General features: G+C 59.9%; 23 protein-coding genes and 1 pseudogene. 11 read left to right on the top strand and 13 right to left on the bottom strand.

Annotation, left to right across the window (positions count from 1 at the left end; all coding sequences use genetic code 11):
- Positions 1-50: 50 nt before the first annotated feature.
- Together AC5STB_RS10235 and AC5STB_RS10230 are read left to right on the top strand one after the other, a co-directional pair.
- Entirely contained in the window at positions 51-2285 is a 2235-nt protein-coding gene (locus AC5STB_RS10235) for an AAA family ATPase (protein WP_051357807.1), read from the top strand.
- A 631-nt stretch (positions 2286-2916) separates the two neighbouring features.
- Positions 2917-3993, top strand: coding sequence for a tyrosine-type recombinase/integrase (locus AC5STB_RS10230; protein ID WP_027236547.1), 1077 nt, complete (start codon positions 2917-2919; stop codon positions 3991-3993).
- Positions 3994-4444: 451 nt separating this feature from the next.
- Here the strand turns inward: AC5STB_RS10230 and AC5STB_RS10225 are convergent, their stop codons facing one another.
- The 6 genes and pseudogenes from AC5STB_RS10225 to AC5STB_RS10200 form a co-directional block, all read right to left on the bottom strand.
- Entirely contained in the window at positions 4445-4990 is a 546-nt protein-coding gene (locus tag AC5STB_RS10225; RefSeq protein ID WP_082023082.1) for a c-type cytochrome, read from the bottom strand.
- Positions 4991-5028: 38 nt separating this feature from the next.
- Complete coding sequence (locus tag AC5STB_RS10220) at positions 5029-5496, bottom strand: DUF411 domain-containing protein (RefSeq protein ID WP_027236546.1); 468 nt, start codon at positions 5494-5496, stop codon at positions 5029-5031.
- 74 nt (positions 5497-5570) lie between these two features.
- A pseudogene (locus AC5STB_RS10215) lies at positions 5571-5738 on the bottom strand (cation transporter); the annotation flags it as partial.
- 157 nt (positions 5739-5895) lie between these two features.
- Positions 5896-7320: a mercury(II) reductase gene (merA, locus tag AC5STB_RS10210; RefSeq protein ID WP_027236545.1), complete on the bottom strand. Its 1425-nt coding sequence runs from the start codon at positions 7318-7320 to the stop codon at positions 5896-5898.
- Between the two features lie 321 nt (positions 7321-7641).
- Positions 7642-7911: a cation transporter gene (locus AC5STB_RS10205; RefSeq protein ID WP_226430215.1), complete on the bottom strand. Its 270-nt coding sequence runs from the start codon at positions 7909-7911 to the stop codon at positions 7642-7644.
- 57 nt (positions 7912-7968) lie between these two features.
- On the bottom strand, positions 7969-8361 hold the full coding sequence (locus tag AC5STB_RS10200) for a mercuric transporter MerT family protein (protein WP_027236543.1): 393 nt from the start codon (positions 8359-8361) through the stop codon (positions 7969-7971).
- Positions 8362-8437: 76 nt separating this feature from the next.
- Here AC5STB_RS10200 and AC5STB_RS10195 point away from each other — a divergent pair, with 76 nt between their 5' ends.
- Both AC5STB_RS10195 and AC5STB_RS10190 read left to right on the top strand, forming a co-directional pair.
- On the top strand, positions 8438-8851 hold the full coding sequence (locus tag AC5STB_RS10195) for a MerR family transcriptional regulator (RefSeq protein ID WP_027236542.1): 414 nt from the start codon (positions 8438-8440) through the stop codon (positions 8849-8851).
- Positions 8797-9174: a YnfA family protein gene (locus AC5STB_RS10190; RefSeq protein ID WP_051357805.1), complete on the top strand. Its 378-nt coding sequence runs from the start codon at positions 8797-8799 to the stop codon at positions 9172-9174. The genes AC5STB_RS10195 and AC5STB_RS10190 overlap by 55 nt, the downstream gene beginning before the upstream one ends.
- Positions 9175-9332: 158 nt before the next feature.
- Here the strand turns inward: AC5STB_RS10190 and phnE are convergent, their stop codons facing one another.
- Genes phnE through AC5STB_RS10170 form a run of 4 tightly spaced genes read right to left on the bottom strand, consistent with a single transcriptional unit; the run spans position 9333 to position 13553 of the window.
- Entirely contained in the window at positions 9333-10076 is a 744-nt protein-coding gene (gene phnE / locus AC5STB_RS10185) for a phosphonate ABC transporter, permease protein PhnE (RefSeq protein WP_036797393.1), read from the bottom strand.
- A complete protein-coding gene (locus AC5STB_RS10180) occupies positions 10076-10846 on the bottom strand; it encodes a phosphonate ABC transporter ATP-binding protein (RefSeq protein ID WP_027236539.1) in 771 nt (256 codons plus the stop codon). Before AC5STB_RS10180 ends, phnE begins: the two co-directional genes overlap by 1 nt.
- Positions 10843-11700 (bottom strand): phosphate/phosphite/phosphonate ABC transporter substrate-binding protein, encoded by an 858-nt coding sequence (locus tag AC5STB_RS10175; RefSeq protein ID WP_027236538.1) that lies wholly within the window; start codon positions 11698-11700, stop codon positions 10843-10845. The genes AC5STB_RS10180 and AC5STB_RS10175 overlap by 4 nt, the downstream gene beginning before the upstream one ends.
- Entirely contained in the window at positions 11700-13553 is a 1854-nt protein-coding gene (locus AC5STB_RS10170; protein WP_036797390.1) for a cytochrome c peroxidase, read from the bottom strand. Before AC5STB_RS10170 ends, AC5STB_RS10175 begins: the two co-directional genes overlap by 1 nt.
- 109 nt (positions 13554-13662) lie before the next feature.
- On the opposite strand from AC5STB_RS10170, the gene mntR reads away from it, so the two are divergent.
- A complete protein-coding gene (gene mntR / locus AC5STB_RS10165; RefSeq protein ID WP_152612216.1) occupies positions 13663-14121 on the top strand; it encodes a manganese-binding transcriptional regulator MntR in 459 nt (152 codons plus the stop codon).
- Between the two features lie 297 nt (positions 14122-14418).
- Here the strand turns inward: mntR and AC5STB_RS10160 are convergent, their stop codons facing one another.
- From AC5STB_RS10160 to AC5STB_RS10150, 3 genes are all read right to left on the bottom strand, one after another.
- Entirely contained in the window at positions 14419-15336 is a 918-nt protein-coding gene (locus tag AC5STB_RS10160; RefSeq protein ID WP_027236536.1) for a cation diffusion facilitator family transporter, read from the bottom strand.
- Positions 15326-16096, bottom strand: a complete 771-nt coding sequence (locus AC5STB_RS10155) for a transglutaminase-like domain-containing protein (RefSeq protein ID WP_027236535.1) — start codon at positions 16094-16096, stop codon at positions 15326-15328. Before AC5STB_RS10155 ends, AC5STB_RS10160 begins: the two co-directional genes overlap by 11 nt.
- 237 nt (positions 16097-16333) lie before the next feature.
- Complete coding sequence (locus AC5STB_RS10150) at positions 16334-16762, bottom strand: MerR family transcriptional regulator (RefSeq protein WP_027236534.1); 429 nt, start codon at positions 16760-16762, stop codon at positions 16334-16336.
- A 174-nt stretch (positions 16763-16936) separates the two neighbouring features.
- Between AC5STB_RS10150 and AC5STB_RS10145 the strand changes: the two genes are divergently transcribed.
- From AC5STB_RS10145 to AC5STB_RS10120, 6 genes are read left to right on the top strand one after another with little or no spacing between them, the layout of a single operon-like run.
- Positions 16937-17533 carry an SCO family protein gene (locus AC5STB_RS10145; protein ID WP_051357804.1) on the top strand — a complete coding sequence of 199 codons (597 nt, stop codon included), beginning with the start codon at positions 16937-16939 and terminating at the stop codon, positions 17531-17533.
- Positions 17530-17955 (top strand): disulfide bond formation protein B, encoded by a 426-nt coding sequence (locus AC5STB_RS10140; RefSeq protein WP_027236532.1) that lies wholly within the window; start codon positions 17530-17532, stop codon positions 17953-17955. Before AC5STB_RS10145 ends, AC5STB_RS10140 begins: the two co-directional genes overlap by 4 nt.
- Positions 17952-18611 (top strand): DsbA family protein, encoded by a 660-nt coding sequence (locus AC5STB_RS10135; RefSeq protein ID WP_027236531.1) that lies wholly within the window; start codon positions 17952-17954, stop codon positions 18609-18611. The genes AC5STB_RS10140 and AC5STB_RS10135 overlap by 4 nt, the downstream gene beginning before the upstream one ends.
- 27 nt (positions 18612-18638) lie before the next feature.
- On the top strand, positions 18639-19103 hold the full coding sequence (locus AC5STB_RS10130; RefSeq protein ID WP_027236530.1) for a copper chaperone PCu(A)C: 465 nt from the start codon (positions 18639-18641) through the stop codon (positions 19101-19103).
- The gene (locus AC5STB_RS10125) at positions 19103-19729 is read left to right on the top strand and encodes an SCO family protein (protein ID WP_027236529.1); all 627 of its coding nucleotides are present in this window, start codon (positions 19103-19105) and stop codon (positions 19727-19729) included. Before AC5STB_RS10130 ends, AC5STB_RS10125 begins: the two co-directional genes overlap by 1 nt.
- The gene (locus tag AC5STB_RS10120) at positions 19726-21099 is read left to right on the top strand and encodes a M23 family metallopeptidase (RefSeq protein WP_027236528.1); all 1374 of its coding nucleotides are present in this window, start codon (positions 19726-19728) and stop codon (positions 21097-21099) included. The genes AC5STB_RS10125 and AC5STB_RS10120 overlap by 4 nt, the downstream gene beginning before the upstream one ends.
- Position 21100 lies beyond the last annotated feature (1 nt).

Here is a 21100-nt window from a genome sequence, read left to right as displayed (position 1 = left end):
CGGTTTCACCGGGCGCCCGATCCCTTTTGCCTGTTCACAGGAGGCTTGCCATGAGCCAGCTCGATCTCTCCAAATCCGCACGCCCCGATTGGTGGCAGTTCGCCGAAGGCTGCGCCCGCCGCTATCATCTCTATTACCATGAGCTGCAGCAGGCGCGCCGCAAGACACTCAAAGAAGACGCGCCAGACGACAGTGCTGGCGCCGAGGAGCCCCTTGTGCCCCCTGCACCGGATCACCCCCATTCTTTGCTGCAACATCTGAGCGAGCAGCCGGACGCGCGGCATCTGCCGCCGGAACTCTGGGAAGCGCTGGAGCAGGAAGGTGCCGACCCATATGCCTGTGACAACACGGGCCGCTGGCTGCCGGACCCAGACCTGCCGGCAGACAAGCTGCTTCTGCTGCTGCGGATCGCCGCGGCCTTCGGCTCCCCGGCTGCAGTGGACGCGCAGCTTGCCCGTGGCGCCGTGCTGATCCTTCGCAACGTTCCTGCTTCCGGTTTTTCAAGCGTGGAAAACCTCCTTAACCACGCCCTGCTGCCGCCGGGCTGGCAGGCCTATGACGCCCGGCGCCAGGTGCAGCTGCCTCAGCGCGTGACCCTTGCTGTCCCCAGTGCCCGCGATGGTGCGATTGAACAGCAACACATTGATGAGCTGCGCGACCAAATCATCAAAGGCCTGGCGCACAGCCAGCCTTTGTGGATCTGCCTGCCGGATGAGATGGCCCTGCCGGCGCCGCTGGTGGCGGAGCACTGTCATCAGCTGGCATTGCCACAGGTGGACGCAGATTTTCTGATCGCCCTGTTGCGTCGGACCCACAGCCGCACGGGCCGCATTGATGAAGCCGCCGCCCGCGCCGCGCTGCCCCCGAGCGGCCAGCTGCAAGAACTCTCCACCCCCACACTCTCTTTCGCCCTGCGTGCGCCCACTGCCAAAAGGGTCGCGCAGCGCATCACACAAGCGCTTGCTGCCGCTGCGGCTTCACCGCCCGAAGCCCACGCCCCGAGGGAAGAGATCACAGGCATTGGCCCAGCATATGACACCGCCCGGCAACTGGTTGCTGACCTGCGCCTGTGGGCCGAAGGCGGCGTGGCCTGGAATGAGATCCCGCACTCCTTGCTGCTTTTTGGCAAGCCAGGCACCGGCAAAAGTTATCTGGCCAGGGCAATGGGAGGGAGCGCCGAGGTTAATTGCATCGAGACCAGCTGCGCTGAATGGCAGGCCAACGGTCACTTGGGTAACCTCCTGCTTGCGATGCGCAAAAGCTTCGATGAAGCGAAGAAGAATGTTCCCTGTATCCTTTTTTTGGATGAAATTGACGCGATCGGTTCCCGCGACAGCGTCGGCGACAACAGTGCCAGCTACAGGCGCCAGGTGGTCGCCGGGTTCCTTGAGCAGATGGACCGCGTCAGCCGGGAGGAAGGGATCATGGTCGTCGGTGCCTGCAACCACCCGGAGCACCTAGACCCCGCGGTGCTGAGAGCCGGGCGGTTTGACATCAAGATCGAGATGCCGCTGCCAAGCAAGGCGATGCTGCAGCACCTCATTGCTGAGCGGCTGCAGGACGCAGTCCAAGAGGGGGATCTGCAGCTGCTGGCGCGGGACAGCATCGGCAAGACCGCCGCCGACATCGACGCCGCGGTGCGCTCTGCCCGCAGTGAAGCCCGGCACAGCGGCTGCCCGCTCGATCTCCAGCTTCTACGCCGCCATCTGCAAGTCATGGAACTGAAGGAGAGCCATGACTTACTTTACCGCATCTGCGTCCATGAATGCGGCCATGCCATCGTCGCCTGGATCTTCGGCGAGGCGATCACACAGGTCCGGGTGGCTGCCGCAGGCGGAACAATCGAACGGGATGTTCCTCCGAATGCAGGTCTGCCGTCGGATTTCGACCGTCAGTTGTACGTCCACTTGTCCGGTCGGGCAGCGGAGCGGCTCATCTTTAATACTGTGTCCGCGGGCGCTGGCGGCAGTGCCACGTCCGACCTCGGGAAAGCAGCGCGGATGGTCCTGGCAATGGATTTTGAACTGGGTTTAGGCGCCTTCGGCAACAGCTGGTTTGGACCGCAGGATCACGCGCAATTGGCTGAACCCGACCGCAAACGCCTCCGTGAGAAACTCGACTACGCCGAGGACCACGCGCGCGCGCTGCTGTACCCCCATCAGCAGCTGCTGCAGGACATGGCTGCAGACTTGGTGCAGAAACGAGAGTTCGATGCCAAAGCGGTCCGGTCCTGGCTGCGCGACGTGCCGCGCAAAAATGGTCCGGAGCCGGTCCAGGACCAGTAGATGCGCCCGCCAACCAAGCCGCGCCGCCACCGGATTTGCACAAAGCTTATGCGCAAACTTCCGCGGTGCAGGCACCGGTTGACCCAAAATCCGGATAATTCCCTCCTGGAAAAACTTTGCCCAAAACCCCTGCCGGACAGTTCTTTGCCCAACGTCCCTGCCCGGCGCCCTCTGCAGAGGGAAAGTTCCGTATTTCTAGGCACTTATCCACATCTCTCGCCTCTACAGGTTCATAGCGCGGGTCGATCCAACCCAATCGAGCGCCGTAAACTGTCTCCATCAACGCACGCGGGCGGCCGCCGCCCGCCGGAGACAGGAGACCTCGGTCAATGGCACGGGACCGGAGAAGACATGCCAAAAGCCAGCAGGCGCCGGAAACACCCGGTCGCCCGGCCACAATCAACTGCCTGCTTGAGGATCATCCGATGCATGCACTGTCCGAGGAGCGTCTGCTGACCACAGAGGAAGCTATAGCCTATCTCGCCCGCTTCAAAATCTTCACCAGTCGCAGCGGGCTGGACTCCAAATTCAAAAGCGGCAGCCTCGCACGGGTTGAGGTGAGCGGACGAGTTCGCATCCTCTACCGTCCGCCGGATCTGCTAAACGCATTCTTTAAGGGGGAGGTTCAGAGATGCCCCTCATTCTCTTTCGGCGCAAAAACAGCCAAGGCAAACCCACCGGAAATTTCGTCATCCGGGGTACCCTCGCAGGACAAAGCATTTATGAGAGCACTGGAGTTAGCGACAAAAAAGCCGCAGAAATCATCCGTGTAAGACGGTCAGCCGAAATCATCGAGCGTGCGACACTTGGTAAGTCGGCAACCCTGACTTTTGCCGAGGCTGCGCTGACCTACATGGAAAGTGGTGGGGAAACCCGGTTCATCGGACCGCTGCTGATTCACTTCGGGGAAAAGACACGGCTGGCCGACGTCGACAATGACGCGGCGAACAAAGCGGCACGGGCGATCCTGATGCCCGACGCTGCACCCGCCACCATCAACCGGCAGATCATCACCCCCATCAGCGCCATCTACAATCTAGCCGCTGACGATGGCCATGTGACTCCGCGCCGCTTCCGCCGTCGCAAGGAGCCCCAGTCCAAAATCCGCTGGCTGACACCTGGCGAGGCCGAGGATCTACTGGAAGCAAGCGAGCCACACCTGCTCCCGATCGTGACATTCCTGCTTGGAACCGGCTGCCGCACCAGCGAGGCGCTGGGACTGCAATGTGAAAACCTTCACCTAGAAACCCGTCAAGCGCTCATTCCGACATCCAAGAATGGCGAGCTGAAAATGGCCGAATTTCCGGCGCGTGTGATGCGTCTGCTTGCTGCTTCAGGACTGCCGGAAACCGGGGCTGTTTTCCGCACGCCGAAGGGAAAGGCATACAAGCTCAGCACCGGCAGCGGCGGTCAGATTGAAGCTGCCTTCACCAAGGCGCGTGTTGCGGCCAAACTAGGCGGCGATGTGACACCGCACACGCTGCGGCATACCTTTGCCACATGGCACTATGCGATGAACAAGGACTTGCTTCTGCTGATGACGCGTGGCGGCTGGAAGAAACCAGATATGGCGCTCAAGTATGCCAAGCTGGCCCCCGCCGATCTGCCAGAAAAGCTTCTGGCGCACGGCTGGGACTTCCGTACACAGTTGCAGGCCGATCAGGGGCAGAAAGCCATTTTCGGGGCAAAGATCAGGGTGATAAAGTAGGTAGGATGCCGGGGTGAAAAAGTTGATTTGGTTAGCCTAGGCTCCGCATATACGCCATTTTTTAGCCATGAGCGCATTCACTTTCGCAGGCGGGGTGCGGCAAGCTGACCCCGCGCTCATCCGTCAGATTGCGTCAATTAGTGAAGGGTGACACATAGTTTTTTCACTAAGGCGCCACTAACCCCTCAATCTTTTTTTCAGCAGACTCCCCTCTCTCGCACCAGTCTTCATTATTAACTCATTGGTTTGCCATCGGAGCAAGCAGACGTTTATGCTGCGTGCGGCGAAATCGAGTTTCGAGCCCCTAACCTGCTGGTGCTGCGGCTTACAGGAATGTCTGTTTCCGTGTTTCCTACCAGAATGCCGCCTTGTCAGACTTTTATCTGCTGGAACTATCGTCACAGTATCGACAGCAAAAAATCTCTTCGAAGACCAGCAGATTGACGACAGATCAAGGGAAACCTGAGCGCATGTAGGCGATGATCTTCCAGATGTCTTCTTCACTCAGCGTTTGTTTAAAAGCTGGCATGTCTGTTCCGAAGCGTTCTCCACCCTCGGAGATAGCCCAAAGAAGATACTCATCTCCCGACATCGGCATCTGGATCAACCATCTCAGGAGGGCCGGAGAGGGAACGAGCGAGCGTCCGGCTTTACCATCTCCCAAACCCTTGGCGCCATGACACCTCGCGCAGTTTTCCGTGTAAAGTGCCTGACCCTCCGTAAGATTTCCGGGTGTCGCGCGAATGGTGCTTCGAGCCCCCCGATAGGCTGAAGGCACGCCCTCGTTCATGTATGTCCAGTGTCGCTGCATGCGCTGCTGCTGGCCAGGTCCCATGTTGCCATGCCCCCAACCAGGCATGCGTTCAGACCTCATGTGGCCCGGTCCCATTGGCCCATGACCCCACCAGTCTCCTGCTTGCTGTTGGGCACCGGCCACACCGGCAATAGCGATAGACAAAACGCCAAGGGCAAGAATGCGTAATCCACGCCGTGTCATCTTCTCCTCCTTACTGATTCCGCTCGATGAATGTCGCCTCAGGCCGCTTCGTAACTCGTGAACACCTCGGTGCTGCCGTCCTTAAGGATCAAGAATACGTCGTAGGCCTCACGACGATCTTCCGGCCCCATCCCAGGCGAACCGTAGGGCATCCCAGGAACAGCAAGTCCAATGGCGCTAGGTCGCTCCTCCAATAGACGACGAATGTCGGCAACCGGTACGTGCCCCTCGATCATGTAGCCATCGATCTCGCCTGTGTGGCAGGAGATCATTTTTTCGGGAATGCCGTTGTCCAATTTGTGGCGGACGAGCAGTGTTCCAAAGCTGCGCTCCTCGGTAACGCGAAAGCCTTCCTGCCGAAGGATATCGATCCAAGCACTGCAACAGCCGCAATTCGGATCCTTGAGAACATGGATGGAAGGTGTGTTTTGCGCAAACGTGGCAAATGGTGCTGTGCTGGCGAAGCCTGCGGCGTAAGTCAGTATTTGGCGGCGTTTCAGGTGCATAGTGAGAGTCCTCTGTACTTGCGACTCAGTTGAGCAAATTTCGCATCATTCGAGATAGGTTGTCTTGATCCTCGTCAAACATGCTGATGTTCTCCAACTTCCCGGCGCTCGGCGAGCGCTTGGCGCACGATCTGGAAAGCAGGGGAAAGAAACAACGTTGCCATGACCGCAGCAACAATCAGGTCAGGCCAACCGCTTGCCGTGCCCCAGACCCCCAAGGCCGCAAACATAACTGCCACGTTCTGGCGCCAAGCCCTGTCGCTACGGCAATCAAGCAAAACGAACTCGGGCTATGCTACCACCAAACCGGCGAGAAGCAGCAGACCGACCGTGATAAGCGACAGGCTGTCAATGTCTTGCAGGAGAGCTTCAATACCGGTCATCCGATGTGCTCCCAATTCACCCTGCGCAGCAGGAGAGCTGACCTACATCCATGTCAAAGGTCTGCGCTGCGAGTTTCAGCCCTTCTACGGTAGTGAGATAGGGAAATATCGTAGTTCCAAGTGACTTAGCGGTCATTCCGAATTTCAAGGCCATGGCCAGAGTCTGGACGCTGTCGGAGCCTTCCGGCGCCATGATAACACCTCCCAGAAGCTGGTCTGTCCTGGCATCGGCCACCAGTTTAATCAGGCCGCGCGTGTCCCGAGCCGCAAGCGCGCGCGGCACGTTGTCGAGCGTGAGAACGCTGGTTCTCACCTCATGGCCCGCCGCTTGCGCCTGCGCTTCGGTCAGGCCGGCGCCCGCCACCTGCGGGTCGGTGAATACAACCCAGGGCATCGCCGCATTATCGTAGGTCTCTTGACCGCCCAGAACTGCATTGCGGGCTGCCAGTTTCGCGCCATAGGCTGCCATGTAGACAAACTGATCGCGGTCCGTCACATCCCCGGCCGCATAGACGCCGGGGCGGCTGGATTGCATATCCACGCCGACAGCAATGGCCCCTCGCGCATCCGTTTCAACCCCCAGCTCCGCAAGGCCAAGTCCCTCGGTATTCGGGGTGCGCCCGGTTGTCAGGACGAGATAATCTGCCTCCAGATCCTGCACCGCACCGTCCTTTTGCACGTGCAGAACTGCTTCGCTGCCTTCACGGTGGCTACCCTCGTAGCTAACGCCTTCCAAAATCGTAATGCCTTCGTCGCGCAGGATTTCCGCCAGCGCTTCGGAGACCTCTGGCTCAGCCTGCGGCAGCAGGCGAGAGCGGCAGACAAGAGACACACTGACGCCCATCCGGGACATCATCTGCGCCAATTCAACGCCGATGAATCCGCCGCCCAGAAAAATCAAGCGTTCAGGCAAATGCTCCAATTCCAGCAGAGACGTGCTGTCCAGGGACGGCACAGTTTCAATTCCCGCGATGTCTGGCTGTGCTGGCCTCCCGCCGGTTGCGATGATCACCTTCGGCACCTGGATAAACCGGCCTCCTGCCTCGACACCGCCCGCAACCAGCCGCGCGGGGCCTTCTTCGATATAGGTGACACCCTCGTATCCTGGGAGCAAATCGGCATACTTCTTCTGCCTCAGCATAGCGACCAGATCATCCTTGGCCCCGGTTATCGCAGCCCAGTCTGTGACTTCTGCGCTGGCTTTCAGACCGCGAAAGCGATGCGCAGCCATCGCGCCATGCACCGCCTCGGCGGCACGGATCATCGTTTTCGAAGGCACACAACCCACATTCACACAGGTGCCGCCGATGGTGCCGTGCCCGATCAGCGCCACGCGTTTGCCGCCTTTGGCCGCAGTAATCGCGGCCGAGAAACCCGCCGATCCGGCCCCAATGACAGCAAGGTCATATTCTCCATTCGGCGTGCAGCAGTCGCTGTTCATTTTTTGATCCTTTTCAGGGCGCGCGCGGGCGCCGTTGTTTTGTGATTGGTTCATGCTCCGGCGAACTTTGCCGGGATCAGATTCAGCCCCAAAGGAGCACCATCCTAGTGGGGGCAGAAACAGCCGCAGCGCATCGAACGCCAGACCAATGCAAGAGCCGCAGCCGCCAGCCCAATGGCAATCATGCCGTACCCGGTCAGCCACCCGCCAACCGTTCCGACAAGCGCAGACAAAAGGACACGGCCGCCACAGCAGATTATCACCAGCGGTGCCGCCAGGATTGTCGCGGCGAGGCCTCCCATCAGACTGTCGCGCACAGGATCAGCCCTTCTCCATCGCCGGATAACCAGCATTTGCGGAGGCTGCCGAAATAGCTTCAGCGCTTGTTGCCGCGCTGTCAAAAACAACCGTGGCAGTCTTTGCTTCAAAATCCACGTCTACAGAGCGCACGCCACCCACCCCCGCCATGGCGTGCTTCACAGTCACCGGGCAGAGCGCGCAGGTCATATTTTCAACTGCGAAGGTTACAGTCTCCTCCGCTGCAACGCTTTGGGCGGCAGCGGGCAGCGCAAAGGAGGCGATGGACGCCATTCCGAGAAGGCCAAAGCCGAGAACCGCGGCGAGCATTTTTTTCATGAGATATTCCTTTCAATAGAAGAGCGGCGCCCACCAGGTGATGGTCAGAGCTGCCACAACAAGAACCAGCGAGATCCAGAGTGCGGTTTTGGTGATGCGTGCCGAAGAAGGCTTGGCGCAGTAGGAGCCAGGTTCGCAGGTGGCTGGCCTGCGGAAATAGACTTGCCGGAAGCCGGCGCCGATGAAGCCAAGCGCGATCAGAGCGAATACCGGCTTGTAGGGCTCAAGTGCGGTCAGGTTACCAATCCAGGCCCCCGAGATACCGAGCGTGAGCAAAACCAGCGGTCCGACGCAACAGGCGGACGCAAAAACCGCGCCAAGCAGACCGCCCGCGGCAAGCCAGCCTTTGCTGTTTCGGTTCACACCCGTGTCCGCTTCTCCGGTTTGCTTTTCAGCAATCCTCATATTTTTCTCCTCACGAATAGGGCTAGCACCTTGTGTAGGGCCTGTAGTAGCTACAGGGGCAAGGAGGTTATTTACGATGCCAGATCACAAAAACGCGACATCTCTCACTCGGGGGGAGCTGGCCAAGGCAACGGGCTGCAACCTTGAAACCATCCGATATTACGAGAAGACCGGCATGATGCCGGACCCGCCGCGCACGGCTGCGGGCCACCGCATCTACGGGCAGAGCCACATTCAGCGTCTGCGTTTCATCCTGCGGGCCCGCGAGCTCGGCTTTGCCATTGACGAAATTAAAGGGCTGCTTGGCCTCGTGGATGGCGGCACCCAGACTTGCGGCGAAGTGAAAGCCCTGACTGAACGCCATCTCAGCGATGTGCGCCGGAAAATTGAAGACCTTCGCAGGATCGAAAAAGTATTGGCCGCAACAGCAGGCCAATGTTCCGGCGAGGATGTCCCGGAGTGCCCGGTGCTGGAGGCGCTGGCATCTTGACCGGGACGTTTCTGATCTTTGCCCTGGCAGCCCTGGCGGAAATCGCCGGGTGCTTTGCCTTCTGGGCGTGGCTGCGCCTCGACCGTTCGCCGCTCTGGCTCGTGCCCGGCATCGCAAGCCTTGTGCTGTTCGCGTATCTTCTGACGCGCGCAGACAGCGCATTTGCCGGGCGGGCCTACGCCGCCTATGGCGGCGTCTATATCGCCAGTTCTATGTTCTGGATGTGGCTGGCCGAAGGCAATCGCCCCGACCGCTGGGATATAGCAGGAATGATGATATGCCTGATCGGTAGCGCTCTCATTTTGATGCCGTTGCGTAGTTAACGTCCGCCGGCAAGCAATCTTAGAAGAAGGCTGGAGCCCTTCTGTTTCCCTTGGCTCCAGCCTTCAGTTCGGAATCCCTTGCTACGCGCTGTGGAGGGGCGCCGGCCACTCAGCATTTCAGCCGCCTATAACCGTAGTCATAAACTGTAAGGATCCGCTCAGGAAAACCGCTTGTGCAGGGCGGAGTTGACCGCCTCCGACGCAAGCACAAGCACAACAATGGCCATGGTTACCGTCGCGGCCTTGTCATATTGGAACGAGCGCACGTAGGTCTGGACATAAAGCCCGATGCCGCCCGCACCGACAATGCCGAGGATTAGGCTTTCGCGCAGGTTCAGTTCGAAACGGAACACGGTGTCCCGCAGGATGACCGGCGCCATCTGAGGCCAAATCGCCCATCGCAGCTGCTGCGTGCGGCTGGCGCCAGCACTTTCCAGTGCTACCACCGGGGCGGCGGCCACATTGTCGATCGCTTCGGCATAGAATTTCGCCAGCATCCCCGTTGCATGGAAGGTGATGGCGAGGATCCCGGGCAAGGGCCCAAGCCCCACCGCACCAACCATGAGCATCGCCACCAGGATCAGCGGAATGGAGCGGATCATCGCCAGAAGGCCGCGCACCGGGCGCCAAACGGATGACGGCACTAGGGTCTCGGCTGCGAGAACTGCCAGCCCAGCGGACAGGATGACCGCAAAGAAAGTACCGAGGATGGCAATCCGCAGGGTTTCTGCCAGACCCCGCATGACTTCGCGCCAGATCGACAGGTCCGGCGGCATCATCCGCCCGAGGAATTCGCCCAGGCGAGGCCCTGCACCGGGAAGCTTGTCCAGCCCCATTTCTGCGCTTGTGGCGGACCAAAGGACGGCCGCCGCCAGCACGATCCAAGTCAGCACCTGGCTCATCAACTGACCACGCGCAGCCCGGCGCCGGGAACCGTGCCGTGGTAAAGTTCGGCGATGTCGTCGCTGGTCACCTGAGCGGAGGGTTTGTCGAACTGCACTGCGCCGGCTCGCAGCCCCACAATCCGGTCGGCAAAGCGGCGCGCCAGTTCTGGCTGGTGCGAACTGAAGACGACTCCGATGCCGCGTTTGTCAGCTGCGCCTGTGATCAGGCCGAGGATCCGTTCCGCATGGGCGGGGTCAAGGTTGCTCACCGGTTCGTCGGCAAGGATCAGCCTGGGATCCTGCGCCAGGCAACGGGCAATTGCCACCCGCTGCCGCTGACCGCCTGAAAGCTGGTCCGCCCTACGCCGGGCCAGATCGGAGAGACCGGTATCTTCGAGCGCGGCAGCTGTTTTGAGGTGGTCCTGCTCGCCAAACCGCCCCCAAAGGGAGGGCCAGATGCGCATCCGGGAAAGCCGCCCGTTCATCACATTCTGATAGACAGTCAGCCGGTCAACCAGTGCAAATTCCTGAAAGATGAACCCGGCACCGGTGCGCAGCTCACGCGGCGGAGCCTGCGTTGCCGAAAGCGGCACCCCCAGAACCTCGGCCTCGCCGCGCCAGCCGCGCAGGCGGCCGTCGAGCAGTGCGAGCAGGGTGGATTTCCCGGCGCCCGACGGGCCAAGCAGGGCCACCCGTTCACCCGGTGCGGCGCTGAGCGACACTTCGCACAGCGCCGCGGCGCCGCCGAAGTGGTGCGACACTGCATTCAGGGTGAAAGCTGCTGTCATTTCAGGTACCCGTAGCGCCGTGCCGTCTCGCGCACGCCTTCGTAAACGTCCCGGTCCACCGCGATGTAGCCGTCCGGCCCATAGAGATACGCCAGCAGGTGGCGGTTGCCTGGCTCATTGAGCTGCAACATGGTTTCGATGAACTTGGCCTGCACGCCCTTGTCCAGGCCGGGCCGTGCAACAACCGCATGGCTTGGGATCTGTTCGCTTTCGGCCAGGACTTTGACTTCTGCCTGCTGATCCGGCGTCAGCAGAAGATCGGCATACTGGCTGGCGCCGGCGGCATCCACAAGCCCATTCGCCATGGCCTGCATCGCCTGCTGATAGCCCCCGGCAAAGAACTTCCGGCCAAAGAAATTGTCCGCATCGGCGGCATCGGCGATAAGCCCCTCGCGCACGAACAGATCAAGCGGGTATAGATAGCCGGACTCCGATACCGGATCGGCAAAGGCAATGTCACGCCCTTTGAGGTCGGCCAGCGTCTCGATGCCGCTGTCCTTGCGGACAAACACGCGACCCGCATAGCTCGGCTGCCCGCGGTAGACCTCGGACAGCAGTGGCACGGCACCAATCTGATCCTCGGCCAGAACATAAGGCAGAGCGCCCATGAAAGATATGTCTGCATCGCCGTTGCGCAGCGCCTCGACGGCGGCGGCATGGTCGAAGGTCACAAACCCTGTCACCGGCATTCCCATGCGTTCGGACAGCCAGCCGGTGACCGCCTTTATGTCGCCCAGCAGCTTTTCGGGGTTTTCTTGCGGAATGAAGGCCAGTTTCAGCTCCTCACCCGCTGCCAAGGCTGGCGCGGCGAGGAATGCGGCCGATACGGCCAGAAAATTGCGGCGCGACAGCATCAGAACATCCTCTCGTCAATATCGGCTTGCATCGCTTTGAACAGGTCCCACTGGCGGCCTGCCTCCTCCCAATCGCCTTTGGCGCTTGCATCGCCGACAGCCCGCAGGATGGCCGCGAACTCATAGATCTCCGGCTTGGAGTTTTGATTAACCATGACACTCGCATCTGCCGCCAGATCAGGGGCGACCGTATCCACCAGAAGGGCGATGTTTTCGGCATCGCGCATCGGCAGCAGCGTATCCAGGGTGCTTGCGAAAGTGGTCAGTTCTTCCCAGGACAAGCGGAACACGCTGTCGCGGCCTTCAAACGCCTGATAGGGTTCCTCACCATCTCCGACAGCCTCGAGATAGGCGGTCAGATCGGCACGCTGTGCCTCATCCAGCCCCAGAACTTTGCTTTCGTCGAACCAGTCCACAACGCTGGCCAGCGTTGGCAGCGACCCGTCGTGCATATAGGGCGCGGTGAAGTTGATATTGCGCAAGGTGGGCGTTTCAAAGTGGATTGGCGTACCGCCCGGGAAGGGGGGCTCGGCAGTGCCGATGTCGTATGTGAGACCATCGCGGAAGTTACGCTCGGGCGTGTGGCACGAGGCGCAGGAGCGGTCTCCCAGTCCGGCGAAATCGGTGTTGAACAGCTTCTCCCCGCGCTTGGCAGCTTCCGAGGCCAAATTCGTCAGCCTGCCCGCCCTGTCGATTTTCGGATTCGGAAGAAAGTCGAACTGCTTGACATAGGCCTCCAGCGCGTCCAGCTGGAAGGGTGTCGGCTCATCGCCTGCGAACTCGGTCACGATCACATTGCGGATGAACCGCCGCAGGCTGGGCTCGCGCCCATCGCGCCCGTAAGGCGCAGTAAAGCGGATGCCCCGCATTGAAGGCGTGTCCAGATGGTCGTCTACCCGGTCATTGAACATCGGGTTGAAGAAGGAGCCGTCCACATCCATGCCGCCCGCGTATTTTGACAGTCCGGGGATGAAGAAGTCCCGGTTCACATCCGAACGGTTGTGGCAGGTGGAACAGGCAATACCCAGTTCGCGAGCCGGGCCGCCAAAAATTTCCGGGCTGTCGAACAGCATGTCGCCATAGGCAACCAGCGGCAGGTTCGCCTCATCCTCGCCAGCTTCTTCAAATTGCAGCACCAGCCGGGGCAATTCCTGCTGATCGGCGATATTCGACCCCGGCGGCAAGGTTGCAGGCAGCGACACCGGCGTTCCCGAGCGCACTGCGCTTTCGGGGACCGGGGTCAGCGTTTCGCGTTCCGCATAGGCGGCAGGCAAATAATTTTCTGTCAGATAGGTTTCGAGCGTTGCACGTGCTGCGGCAAAGCTCTCTGCATCGGTCTCTTGCGCTCCATGGCCAAGCACGCCAGCAGTGCCAAGCGAGGAGTTCAGGGCGAGCCATGCCCGCCCCAGATCGCGCGCGGCATTCGCATCCGCCGCCTTGATGCCGTCCTCGAACGCCCGGAACAGCGCTTCGGCATTGGCAACCTCATGTGCTGCGTAGGGCTGTCCAAGCGCAGTCTCTGCCGCTGCCAAGTGACGCAGGATACCCTGGGCCACGGCTGCCGTGGCCGCCTCGAACAGCGCCTGGCGGTCATGCGATGCAAGAGCCGCGCTGATTGCGCGGGCCTCATCCGGGCTCACCCGCGACATGGCATCTTCAGACAATGCGCTGCCCGGTGCCGGTGCGGTCCAGCTGTTTTCGATTTTTTCCCAGGGAACCGGGGTCAGGTTCCCCATGAACAGTGTCAGGCGGTAAGCGGCAGAGCGCGGCGCCCATGGGGCTTGCTCAATCGCTGTGGCCCCGGCGGCCACCGGCAAAAGGCCGACTAATGCCGCTGAAATGAGGTTTTTCATGGTCGAACCTACAAAAGTTAGCTTTGGCTAAATTGTGTAGTTTCTTCTATGCCGTTGTCAACCCGCCTTGTTGCAGGCATACAGGGAGGCCAAAATGACATGCGATCTTATGAGCGACATGACCGAAACAGATGAAAACGCCCTCAATCGAAGCCCAGATGAACAGGCAAGCGGTTTTGAGGCCGTACGCACGGCTCATCAAAGCGAGATGGTCGAAGATTATGTCGAGCTGATTGCCGAGTTGATTCACATGAACGGCGCAGCGCGGCCTGTTGAAATCGCCGAGCGTCTAGGCGTGACCCAGCCCACGGTCTCCAAGAACCTGAACCGCCTGAAACGGGAAGGGCTGATTCTGCAGGAGCCCTACCGTTCGATCCGCCTGACGGAAGAAGGCCGCCAGCTGGCCGAAGCCTGCCGCAAACGGCACAGAATCGTTGTGGATTTCCTTGTGGCTCTTGGCGTGTCGCAAGAGGTGGCCGAATATGATGCCGAAGGGATCGAGCACCACGTCAGCGAAGAAACCTTATCTGTATTCCACGCGTTTACCAGTGAACGGACAAAAAGCTGAGCTATTTTTGGCGCTATTGACTGGGGCGGCTAGAAAGCCCACAAAATTCCCGATGAGATCGTGCTGCCCATGACGAGTGCGGCTAATTTAGGCGGGCTTTCAGCACAGCAATACAGCTGCCCGCGCGATTGCCTTCCGGTTTTACCCCTATCAATCTGCAGGCTGGAAGCATCCGTGAGTGATTTATTGCCGGGAGACGAGGAGATCTATTGTCTACCGGCAAGAGGCATCCAATCTTCCTCGGCATGAGACGCTTTCCAAGGCTTCCGCTGGAACCGGTGTGCCTTGCATCGACTGTCATGAACCATGTCCAAACAACTCCGCGCCGGTGTGCATGTTGGCGGATGCCTCAAACTCCAGAACGGAATAGCGGATGCCATAGTGTTTTGCGAGAGACGATTTGATATCCGACTTGATCTGCTCAGCATTGGCAAGGCATCCCTCTTCGACTACCACATGGCAATCGAGCGCGACCTCGTGTTCCTGCATTTGCCAAAGATGCACGTGATGAACATCGGCAACACCGTCCACGCTCCGGATCACTTCCACGACCCCCTTGCCGTCTATGTCCGGCGGGCTGCCCAGCATCAGCGTCCGGATTGGGCGGCCGATCTCGGTCACAGCGAGGTAGAGAATGTAAAGCGCGATACCAATTGTGATCGCAGGATCAACCCACTTCATGTCATAGAGAATGATGAGCGAGCCACCGATAATCACGGCGACTGAAGCCAGCGCATCAGAAAGGTTGTGCAGGAAGAGTGCTCGAATGTTAACACTGCCTTTCTGCATCGAGTAAGTGAGAAATGCGGTTAACGTGTCCACCACCAGCGCAATGCCGCCGAGGATTACGACAGTCCAGCCCGCAACCTCGGGGGGGTCGATCATCCGCATGCCCCCCTCGTAGATGAGATAGACACCAACCAGTATGAGCGTTGTGTAGTTGACCAGCGCAGCGACAATCTCGATCCGGCCGTAGCCGAAAGTCATACGCTCGTCGGCGGGCCGCCGGGCGATCTTGCGCGCGGCAAACGCGATGAGGAGAGATGCCATATCTGAAAAGTTGTGCAGCGCGTCCGCGATCAAAGCGAGGCTGCCCGCGAAAATTCCGCCGACGACTTGAGCGATGGTCAGAAGGGCATTCGCCCAGATCGCGATGGAAATCCGACGGTCTCCAGAAGCAGGATCGATATGAGCATGGCCATGATCATGCGGCATCTTGGTTTTTCTCGTGGCGGTGGTTCACTAGGCCCAGTCCCGGGATGTGCGGCACGTGCCCGGACCGTATTGCGCGGACACGAGCATTCATCCAGTGGCGGATAACTTTGCGATAGAGCCAGTCACGCAAAATTCCGAACGCCTGCCGGTGGTCCCGGTAGAATTCGTCCGGTGTGCCGAAAGTTCCAAAATCCCGGACAATACCAGTTTTCTGAATGTAAGTGTCTCCACCTGTCCAATCGACTGGTGGCGCGCTCAAACAATTGGTTCCGGCACCATAGCCGCATAGGCTTTCGGTACCGGAAAAGGCGGCCTGGAGCGTCCCTAAGAATGCCTCGTCAAGGATGAAACCCTCGAGATTGACCCAGCCTTCCTCTGTCTCGGCCTCCACCCATGAATGCAAGATCTCGTCTGGAGCAATTGGATAAACGATCTCTGGTACCACGCCCCGCTGCAGCGCCTTGTGGATCGTGAAGCCATGCAGCCGGCACCGCACACCCACTCCGCGTAAAAGCGCCATGAGCAGTGTGCCCTTGGTGTTGCACTGGCCGTAGCCGTCGGTGAGAACCCTGGAGGCTGGGATGTCATCCGCGTGGTTGTAACCAAAGGCAATCTCGTTGCGGACGAAGCCGTACACCGCGCCGATTTGCTCATGCTGGGCCAGTTCCTTCCACCCGCGGTTCGTTATTAGCCTGGCAATTGACGGATGGTCAAAGTCCAATAGCCTCGTAGGCTTAAGAAGCGGATCTGCCGGATACACTGCATTTCTCCTCGAATCTTGCAAGAAGGGGTGTAACCGCTACAGTAACTGTAGCTTCAAGCCCTAATCCTGCAATCGCTATCCAGGATTGTCAGGATCACTTGCCTTTAAGCTGTTATGTGGTCCACTCCTTTTGCAGGCTGTGAGCCTCCAGACTTCGTGCTCGCAGCGGCTGCCTTCGAAAGAAGGCATGTCAGTGCTTAAATGCACAACGCCCCGGATAGTTGAGAGCTGCACTCATGCGCCGATTTCGTCGTGCTCCGTCAGACATTCGGCATGATCACGGAGCACCTCAAGGACCCGGCAATCAGATGTCTTGCCGCCACTGCATTCATGCACCATTCGTTCAAGCTCAGTGCGCAGCGCCTCAAGTCTGGCGATCCGCTGATACACCTGCTTCAACTGCCGCCGTGCTATAGCATCGGCTTCGTCGCAGGACCGTTCCGGATGGTCGCTCAGATCGAGTAGTTCCCGGATTGCATCCAGAGAAAAGCCGAGCTGGCGCGCGTGACGGATGAAGGATAGGCGATCAAGCTCGGCTTCACCATAGCGCCGCTGACCGCCTTCGGTCCTGCCTGGTTCGGGCATCAGGCCAATCTGTTCATAGTAGCGGATGGTCTGGACTTTGGTGCCAGTCTTCTTTCCCAAACTGCCAATCGTGAGCATACGCACCCCCAGGACGCTACAGTTCTGGTAGGTTTAATTGGGTCTGGCACTGGCCACAACTCAATTCACAGACACGCGACAAAGTCCCTCTCCTGAAAAAAACGGTTGAACCTCTAGTAGCTGCAGGGTGTAGACGCGCAAAAAATACGTGGAATCAGAAACGGGCTGCTTGCTTTGAAGCTTAAACTCCTTCGGAAAATTCTTTGGGCGCTGGCGGCTGTTGCGCTAATTTGGCTTTTGCTTTGGGCGGATTATCGTGCGGATCAGGCACGTGAGACGCAGTCGGCTTTCCGTGCGGCCTTCGAACTCACGGACCATCAAGGAATAACACGGACGCAGGAAGACTTCGCCGGGCGGTGGATGCTAGTCTTTTTTGGCTTCGCGAACTGCCCCGATGTCTGCCCGACGACTCTCGCTGAGGTCGCCGCTGTGATGGAAGGTCTAGGTCCGGACGCCGGGCGGATTCAGCCGCTCTTCATCTCGATCGATCCCGAGCGCGATACACCAATGACGCTTGCAGATTTCGTACCGCGCTTCGAGGCCGGCATCATCGGTCTCACGGGGACCCCGGACCAGATCGACCGGACAGCGAAGAGCTTTCACATCTTTTACGAAAAAATCGAGGAGGCTGCGGCCCCCGGCGGTTACACTATGGGGCATTCCTCGCAGCTGTTCCTTTTCGATCCTGAAGGTGGCTATGTCACGGCGTGGCCCTATGGCACGCCAGCAGAAGAGATCGTATCCAGTCTGAGAGAGCAGATTTCCTTATGACATTCAGGCTATCATCCGACACGTCGCTCGCAGCCGCATGGATCGTTGCACTAGTTTCCTCACTGTCTGTTTTGTTCATTGGCGAGGTTCTGGGGCAGACGCCTTGTGTCCTCTGCTGGTTTCAACGGGCATTCATGTTCCCGCTGGCGGTTGTGCTGGGTTGCGGGCTCTGGTGGCGGGACAGGAGGGCCGGCCGCTACGGTGTCGCGCTTTCTCTCGCCGGCGGAGCCATCGCATTGTGGCATCTCGGCCTTTTCTGGGGGCTCATTCCCGAACGCATCCAGCCCTGTACTGCGGCAGGTCCGTCCTGCACTGACCAAGGCCAGCTTGTCCTCAGCGTGCCAATCCCGCTGCTCTCGTTCCTGGCCTTTGCCCTCACCGCTGCCCTGTCAGCCGCTTCTTTGAAGGAAAATACCGAATGAACCGCCGCTCATTGATCCTTTCCGTTTCTGCTCTCGCAGTTGCGGCCTTTTCTGGCGCCTCTTGGTATGCAACGCGATCAGAGCCCATTGGGGAGGCCTCTTCAGTCACCCCGGAGATTGCCGACGCTTTGATCCGGCCCTATTCGCCGGTTCTCGGCCCCGAGGGTGCGACCGTGACGATCGTGGAGTTCTTCGATCCTGCGTGCGAAGCCTGCCGCGCATTTTACCCGGTCGTGAAGGATATTATGGCCGAGCATGGCGATACAGTGCGTGTGGTGATCCGCTACACACCGTTTCACGGGGAAGCTTCGGAAGAAGCGATCCAGGTCCTCGAAGCTGCGCGCATGCAGGGGGTCTTTGAGGAAGTTCTGGAAGCGATACTGCGGGATCAGCCCCGCTGGGCGTCCCACGGTGCGCCCGAGCCCGGCCTCATCCTCAATATCGCTGCGGTCGCAGGTCTCGACGCAGAAGCCGCGCGGACGCAAATGCGCCTGCCGGATATTGTAGGCATCCTCAATCAGGACCGTGCCGATGTCGAAGCCGTGGGTGTGCGCCAGACGCCGACCTTCTTTGTGAACGGCAAGCCGCTCGCTACTTTCGGCGAGGCAGAATTGCGCGCGCTGGTCGCAGCCGAAGTCGCGGCAACCAATAGCTGAGTGACAATCTGAAAGGAAACTGGCGAAATGAAACCGGTACTTCATGCTGCCCTTGCAGCACTTGTGCTGCCACTCGGCGCCGCCTCCGCCGCGCTGGCCGGTTCCGGCCAAGTGAGCATCGAGAATGCCTGGTCGCGGGCATCTATCGGCACCAGCCGTCCCGGAGCTGCCTACATGGAGATAGTGAACGAAGGCGATGAGCCGGTCACACTGACAGGTATCAAGACTGATATTGCCATGATGCCTGAAATTCATCGGAGTTCGACGAACGAACAAGGCGTCAGTTCAATGGCTCCCGCGGGTGACGTGTCTATTGCGGCAGGAGAGACCGTCGCGCTGGAGCCCGGCGGTCTGCATGCCATGCTGATGAAACTTCAGCGCCCGATGAAGGAAGGGGAGACTTTTCCGCTTTCGCTTGTTTTTTCGGACGGTGGCTGGGTAACGGTCAACGTGCCGGTTCTTGGCATCGCAGCGCGCGGCCCGGGAAACTGATGCGGCGGCGTTCAGCTCTCGGATATGGCGCGGCGGCATTTGGTGCGATTGGCCTGACACTCTTGCTGGGCTGGTGGCGTGTAGACGGCCCCGGCGCACCAGAGCCCATGGACCAGCGGCCCTTGCCGCTTACGGCGATGGACTTCCGCCTGACTGACCACAAAGGGCAGCCAGTCGGCCCTGATACGCTTGTCGGGCGCCCGTCGATGATATTCTTCGGCTTCACCTACTGTCCTGACGTCTGCCCCACGACGCTCTCGGACATCTCAAGCTGGCTGGACATGATGGGCGAGGACGCCGAGCGGCTGAACACCATCTTTATCACGGTAGATCCCGAGCGCGACACTGTCGACGCTATGGCAGAGTATGTCGGCTACTTCCATTCGGCGATCCGCGGCTGGACCGGTCCAGAAGCGCAGATCAAGCGTGCAATCGAGGGCCTTCGCGCGACCTATGAGAAGGTTACTGGCGAAGATGGGAGATACACGATGAACCATACGGCGAAGGTCTTTCTGTTCGATGCCGAGGGACGCTTCGTCAGCACTATCGACTACCACGAACCGAGAGAATTCGCAGTTCCGAAAATCCGACGCGCGATGAAAGTTAGACTGGAGGGAGCAACATGAGGTTGAGGTGCCTGATGGCCGGGCTGGCGGTAACGAGCGGGATTTCGGCGGCGGTCGCAATGGTCGCCACATCCTACTCAACTACGCCTGTTCAGCCGACCCTAGCCGAGGCTGGCGTTTGGGAACCTGCGCCTCTCACACCGCCTCGGTTTGTGGAAGGCCCCTCTTACAGGCTTGCCCGCACGCGGCCTGGAAGTGCGCCGGACTTTCGTCCGCCGTTCCTTCCGGCCGTGGTAAGGAACGATGCTCCGCTGACTGCCATAGAACCGCCACTCATCACATGGTCACGCGAAATAGCTCCGGGCGAGACGCTTGATGCGGTTCTGGCCGAGGCCGGGCTTGCCGCCACAGACCGCGCAGAGATCGCCCTTGCGATTGACGCAGAATACGATCTCCGCCGACTGCGCCCCGGTCACGCAATCACTGTCATATCCACGACAGATGGAAGCCCTCGCAATGTGACCCTTGTTGTCGAAGAGGGCATACGGATCGAGGCATTATTTGGAGAGCAGCTCGCCACCCGGGTTGTGGCCCCTGAACCCGAAATCGTGACCCTTGCTGGCGAGACCAGGATCGAAACCTCGATCTTCGGGGCACTGGACGATGCCGGGATACCAGCCCGGTTCGCCGTCGATCTGGCGCAAATGCTGGGCGGCACAGTGGATTTCCGGCGCGAACTGAGCGGCGGCGAGACGCTGCGCCTTCTCTGGCGCGAGGCGCGGGTTGCGAACAAGGCTGTCCGCCAGCCCGAAATTTCGTTCGCTGCATTGGACCTTGGAGACGCTCTCTATGAAATCGCCTGGCCAGAGGATGGAACCGGCAAGGCTACAATCTATCTCGACGGCGAAGTGCTGCGTGTCTTTTCCCAGCCAGTAGAGGGCGCGCGGCTAACTTCCGTCTTCGGCCGCCGCAAGCACCCGGTCTTTGGCAATGTCCGCATGCACACTGGTGTGGACTTTGCTGCAGCGCGTGGAACGCCTGTCCGCGCCACTGCGCCCGGAAGTATTGCGTTTATTGGATGGCGCGGTGGCTATGGCCGTGTTGTCGAGATTGCCCATGGTGCGGACACACTGACCCGATATGCTCATCTCAGCGCCGTGCCCGAAGGCCTTGCTGAGGGTCAACGCGTGTCGGCCGGGGATACCATTGGCCGGATCGGCGCGACGGGCACTGCGACCGGCCCCAATCTGCATTACGAGGTGCGCGTAGACGGCCGGCCCACTGACCCGCTCTCCGATGACCGGCTCGCCGAGGCCACCAGGCGTGCAACACCGGACACAGCGGCGCTTACACGCCTGAGGGCGGCACGCGCCAGGCTGGAGGAGCAGCTTGCCAGCGTGATCGCCGAGAACCCCAATGAAAGGCTTTGAC

This window comes from Leisingera sp. CC-HEC093, from assembly GCF_059429195.1.
Note: the sequence above shows the minus strand (reverse complement) of the source record. Positions and strands in the feature narration are given on the sequence as shown.

Bases quoted from the DNA above. Each gene is read 5' to 3' on its own strand.
- AC5STB_RS10235 (WP_051357807.1), top strand. From the start codon at position 51: ATGAGCCAGCTCGATCTCTCCAAATCCGCACGCCCCGATTGGTGGCAG.
- AC5STB_RS10230 (WP_027236547.1), top strand. From the start codon at position 2,917: ATGCCCCTCATTCTCTTTCGGCGCAAAAACAGCCAAGGCAAACCCACC.
- AC5STB_RS10225 (WP_082023082.1), bottom strand. From the start codon at position 4,990: ATGACACGGCGTGGATTACGCATTCTTGCCCTTGGCGTTTTGTCTATC.
- AC5STB_RS10220 (WP_027236546.1), bottom strand. From the start codon at position 5,496: ATGCACCTGAAACGCCGCCAAATACTGACTTACGCCGCAGGCTTCGCC.
- merA (WP_027236545.1), bottom strand. From the start codon at position 7,320: ATGAACAGCGACTGCTGCACGCCGAATGGAGAATATGACCTTGCTGTC.
- AC5STB_RS10205 (WP_226430215.1), bottom strand. From the start codon at position 7,911: ATGGCGTCCATCGCCTCCTTTGCGCTGCCCGCTGCCGCCCAAAGCGTT.
- AC5STB_RS10200 (WP_027236543.1), bottom strand. From the start codon at position 8,361: ATGAGGATTGCTGAAAAGCAAACCGGAGAAGCGGACACGGGTGTGAAC.
- AC5STB_RS10195 (WP_027236542.1), top strand. From the start codon at position 8,438: ATGCCAGATCACAAAAACGCGACATCTCTCACTCGGGGGGAGCTGGCC.
- AC5STB_RS10190 (WP_051357805.1), top strand. From the start codon at position 8,797: ATGTTCCGGCGAGGATGTCCCGGAGTGCCCGGTGCTGGAGGCGCTGGC.
- phnE (WP_036797393.1), bottom strand. From the start codon at position 10,076: ATGAGCCAGGTGCTGACTTGGATCGTGCTGGCGGCGGCCGTCCTTTGG.
- AC5STB_RS10180 (WP_027236539.1), bottom strand. From the start codon at position 10,846: ATGACAGCAGCTTTCACCCTGAATGCAGTGTCGCACCACTTCGGCGGC.
- AC5STB_RS10175 (WP_027236538.1), bottom strand. From the start codon at position 11,700: ATGCTGTCGCGCCGCAATTTTCTGGCCGTATCGGCCGCATTCCTCGCC.
- AC5STB_RS10170 (WP_036797390.1), bottom strand. From the start codon at position 13,553: ATGAAAAACCTCATTTCAGCGGCATTAGTCGGCCTTTTGCCGGTGGCC.
- mntR (WP_152612216.1), top strand. From the start codon at position 13,663: ATGAGCGACATGACCGAAACAGATGAAAACGCCCTCAATCGAAGCCCA.
- AC5STB_RS10160 (WP_027236536.1), bottom strand. From the start codon at position 15,336: ATGCCGCATGATCATGGCCATGCTCATATCGATCCTGCTTCTGGAGAC.
- AC5STB_RS10150 (WP_027236534.1), bottom strand. From the start codon at position 16,762: ATGCTCACGATTGGCAGTTTGGGAAAGAAGACTGGCACCAAAGTCCAG.
- AC5STB_RS10140 (WP_027236532.1), top strand. From the start codon at position 17,530: ATGACATTCAGGCTATCATCCGACACGTCGCTCGCAGCCGCATGGATC.
- AC5STB_RS10135 (WP_027236531.1), top strand. From the start codon at position 17,952: ATGAACCGCCGCTCATTGATCCTTTCCGTTTCTGCTCTCGCAGTTGCG.
- AC5STB_RS10130 (WP_027236530.1), top strand. From the start codon at position 18,639: ATGAAACCGGTACTTCATGCTGCCCTTGCAGCACTTGTGCTGCCACTC.
- AC5STB_RS10125 (WP_027236529.1), top strand. From the start codon at position 19,103: ATGCGGCGGCGTTCAGCTCTCGGATATGGCGCGGCGGCATTTGGTGCG.
- AC5STB_RS10120 (WP_027236528.1), top strand. From the start codon at position 19,726: ATGAGGTTGAGGTGCCTGATGGCCGGGCTGGCGGTAACGAGCGGGATT.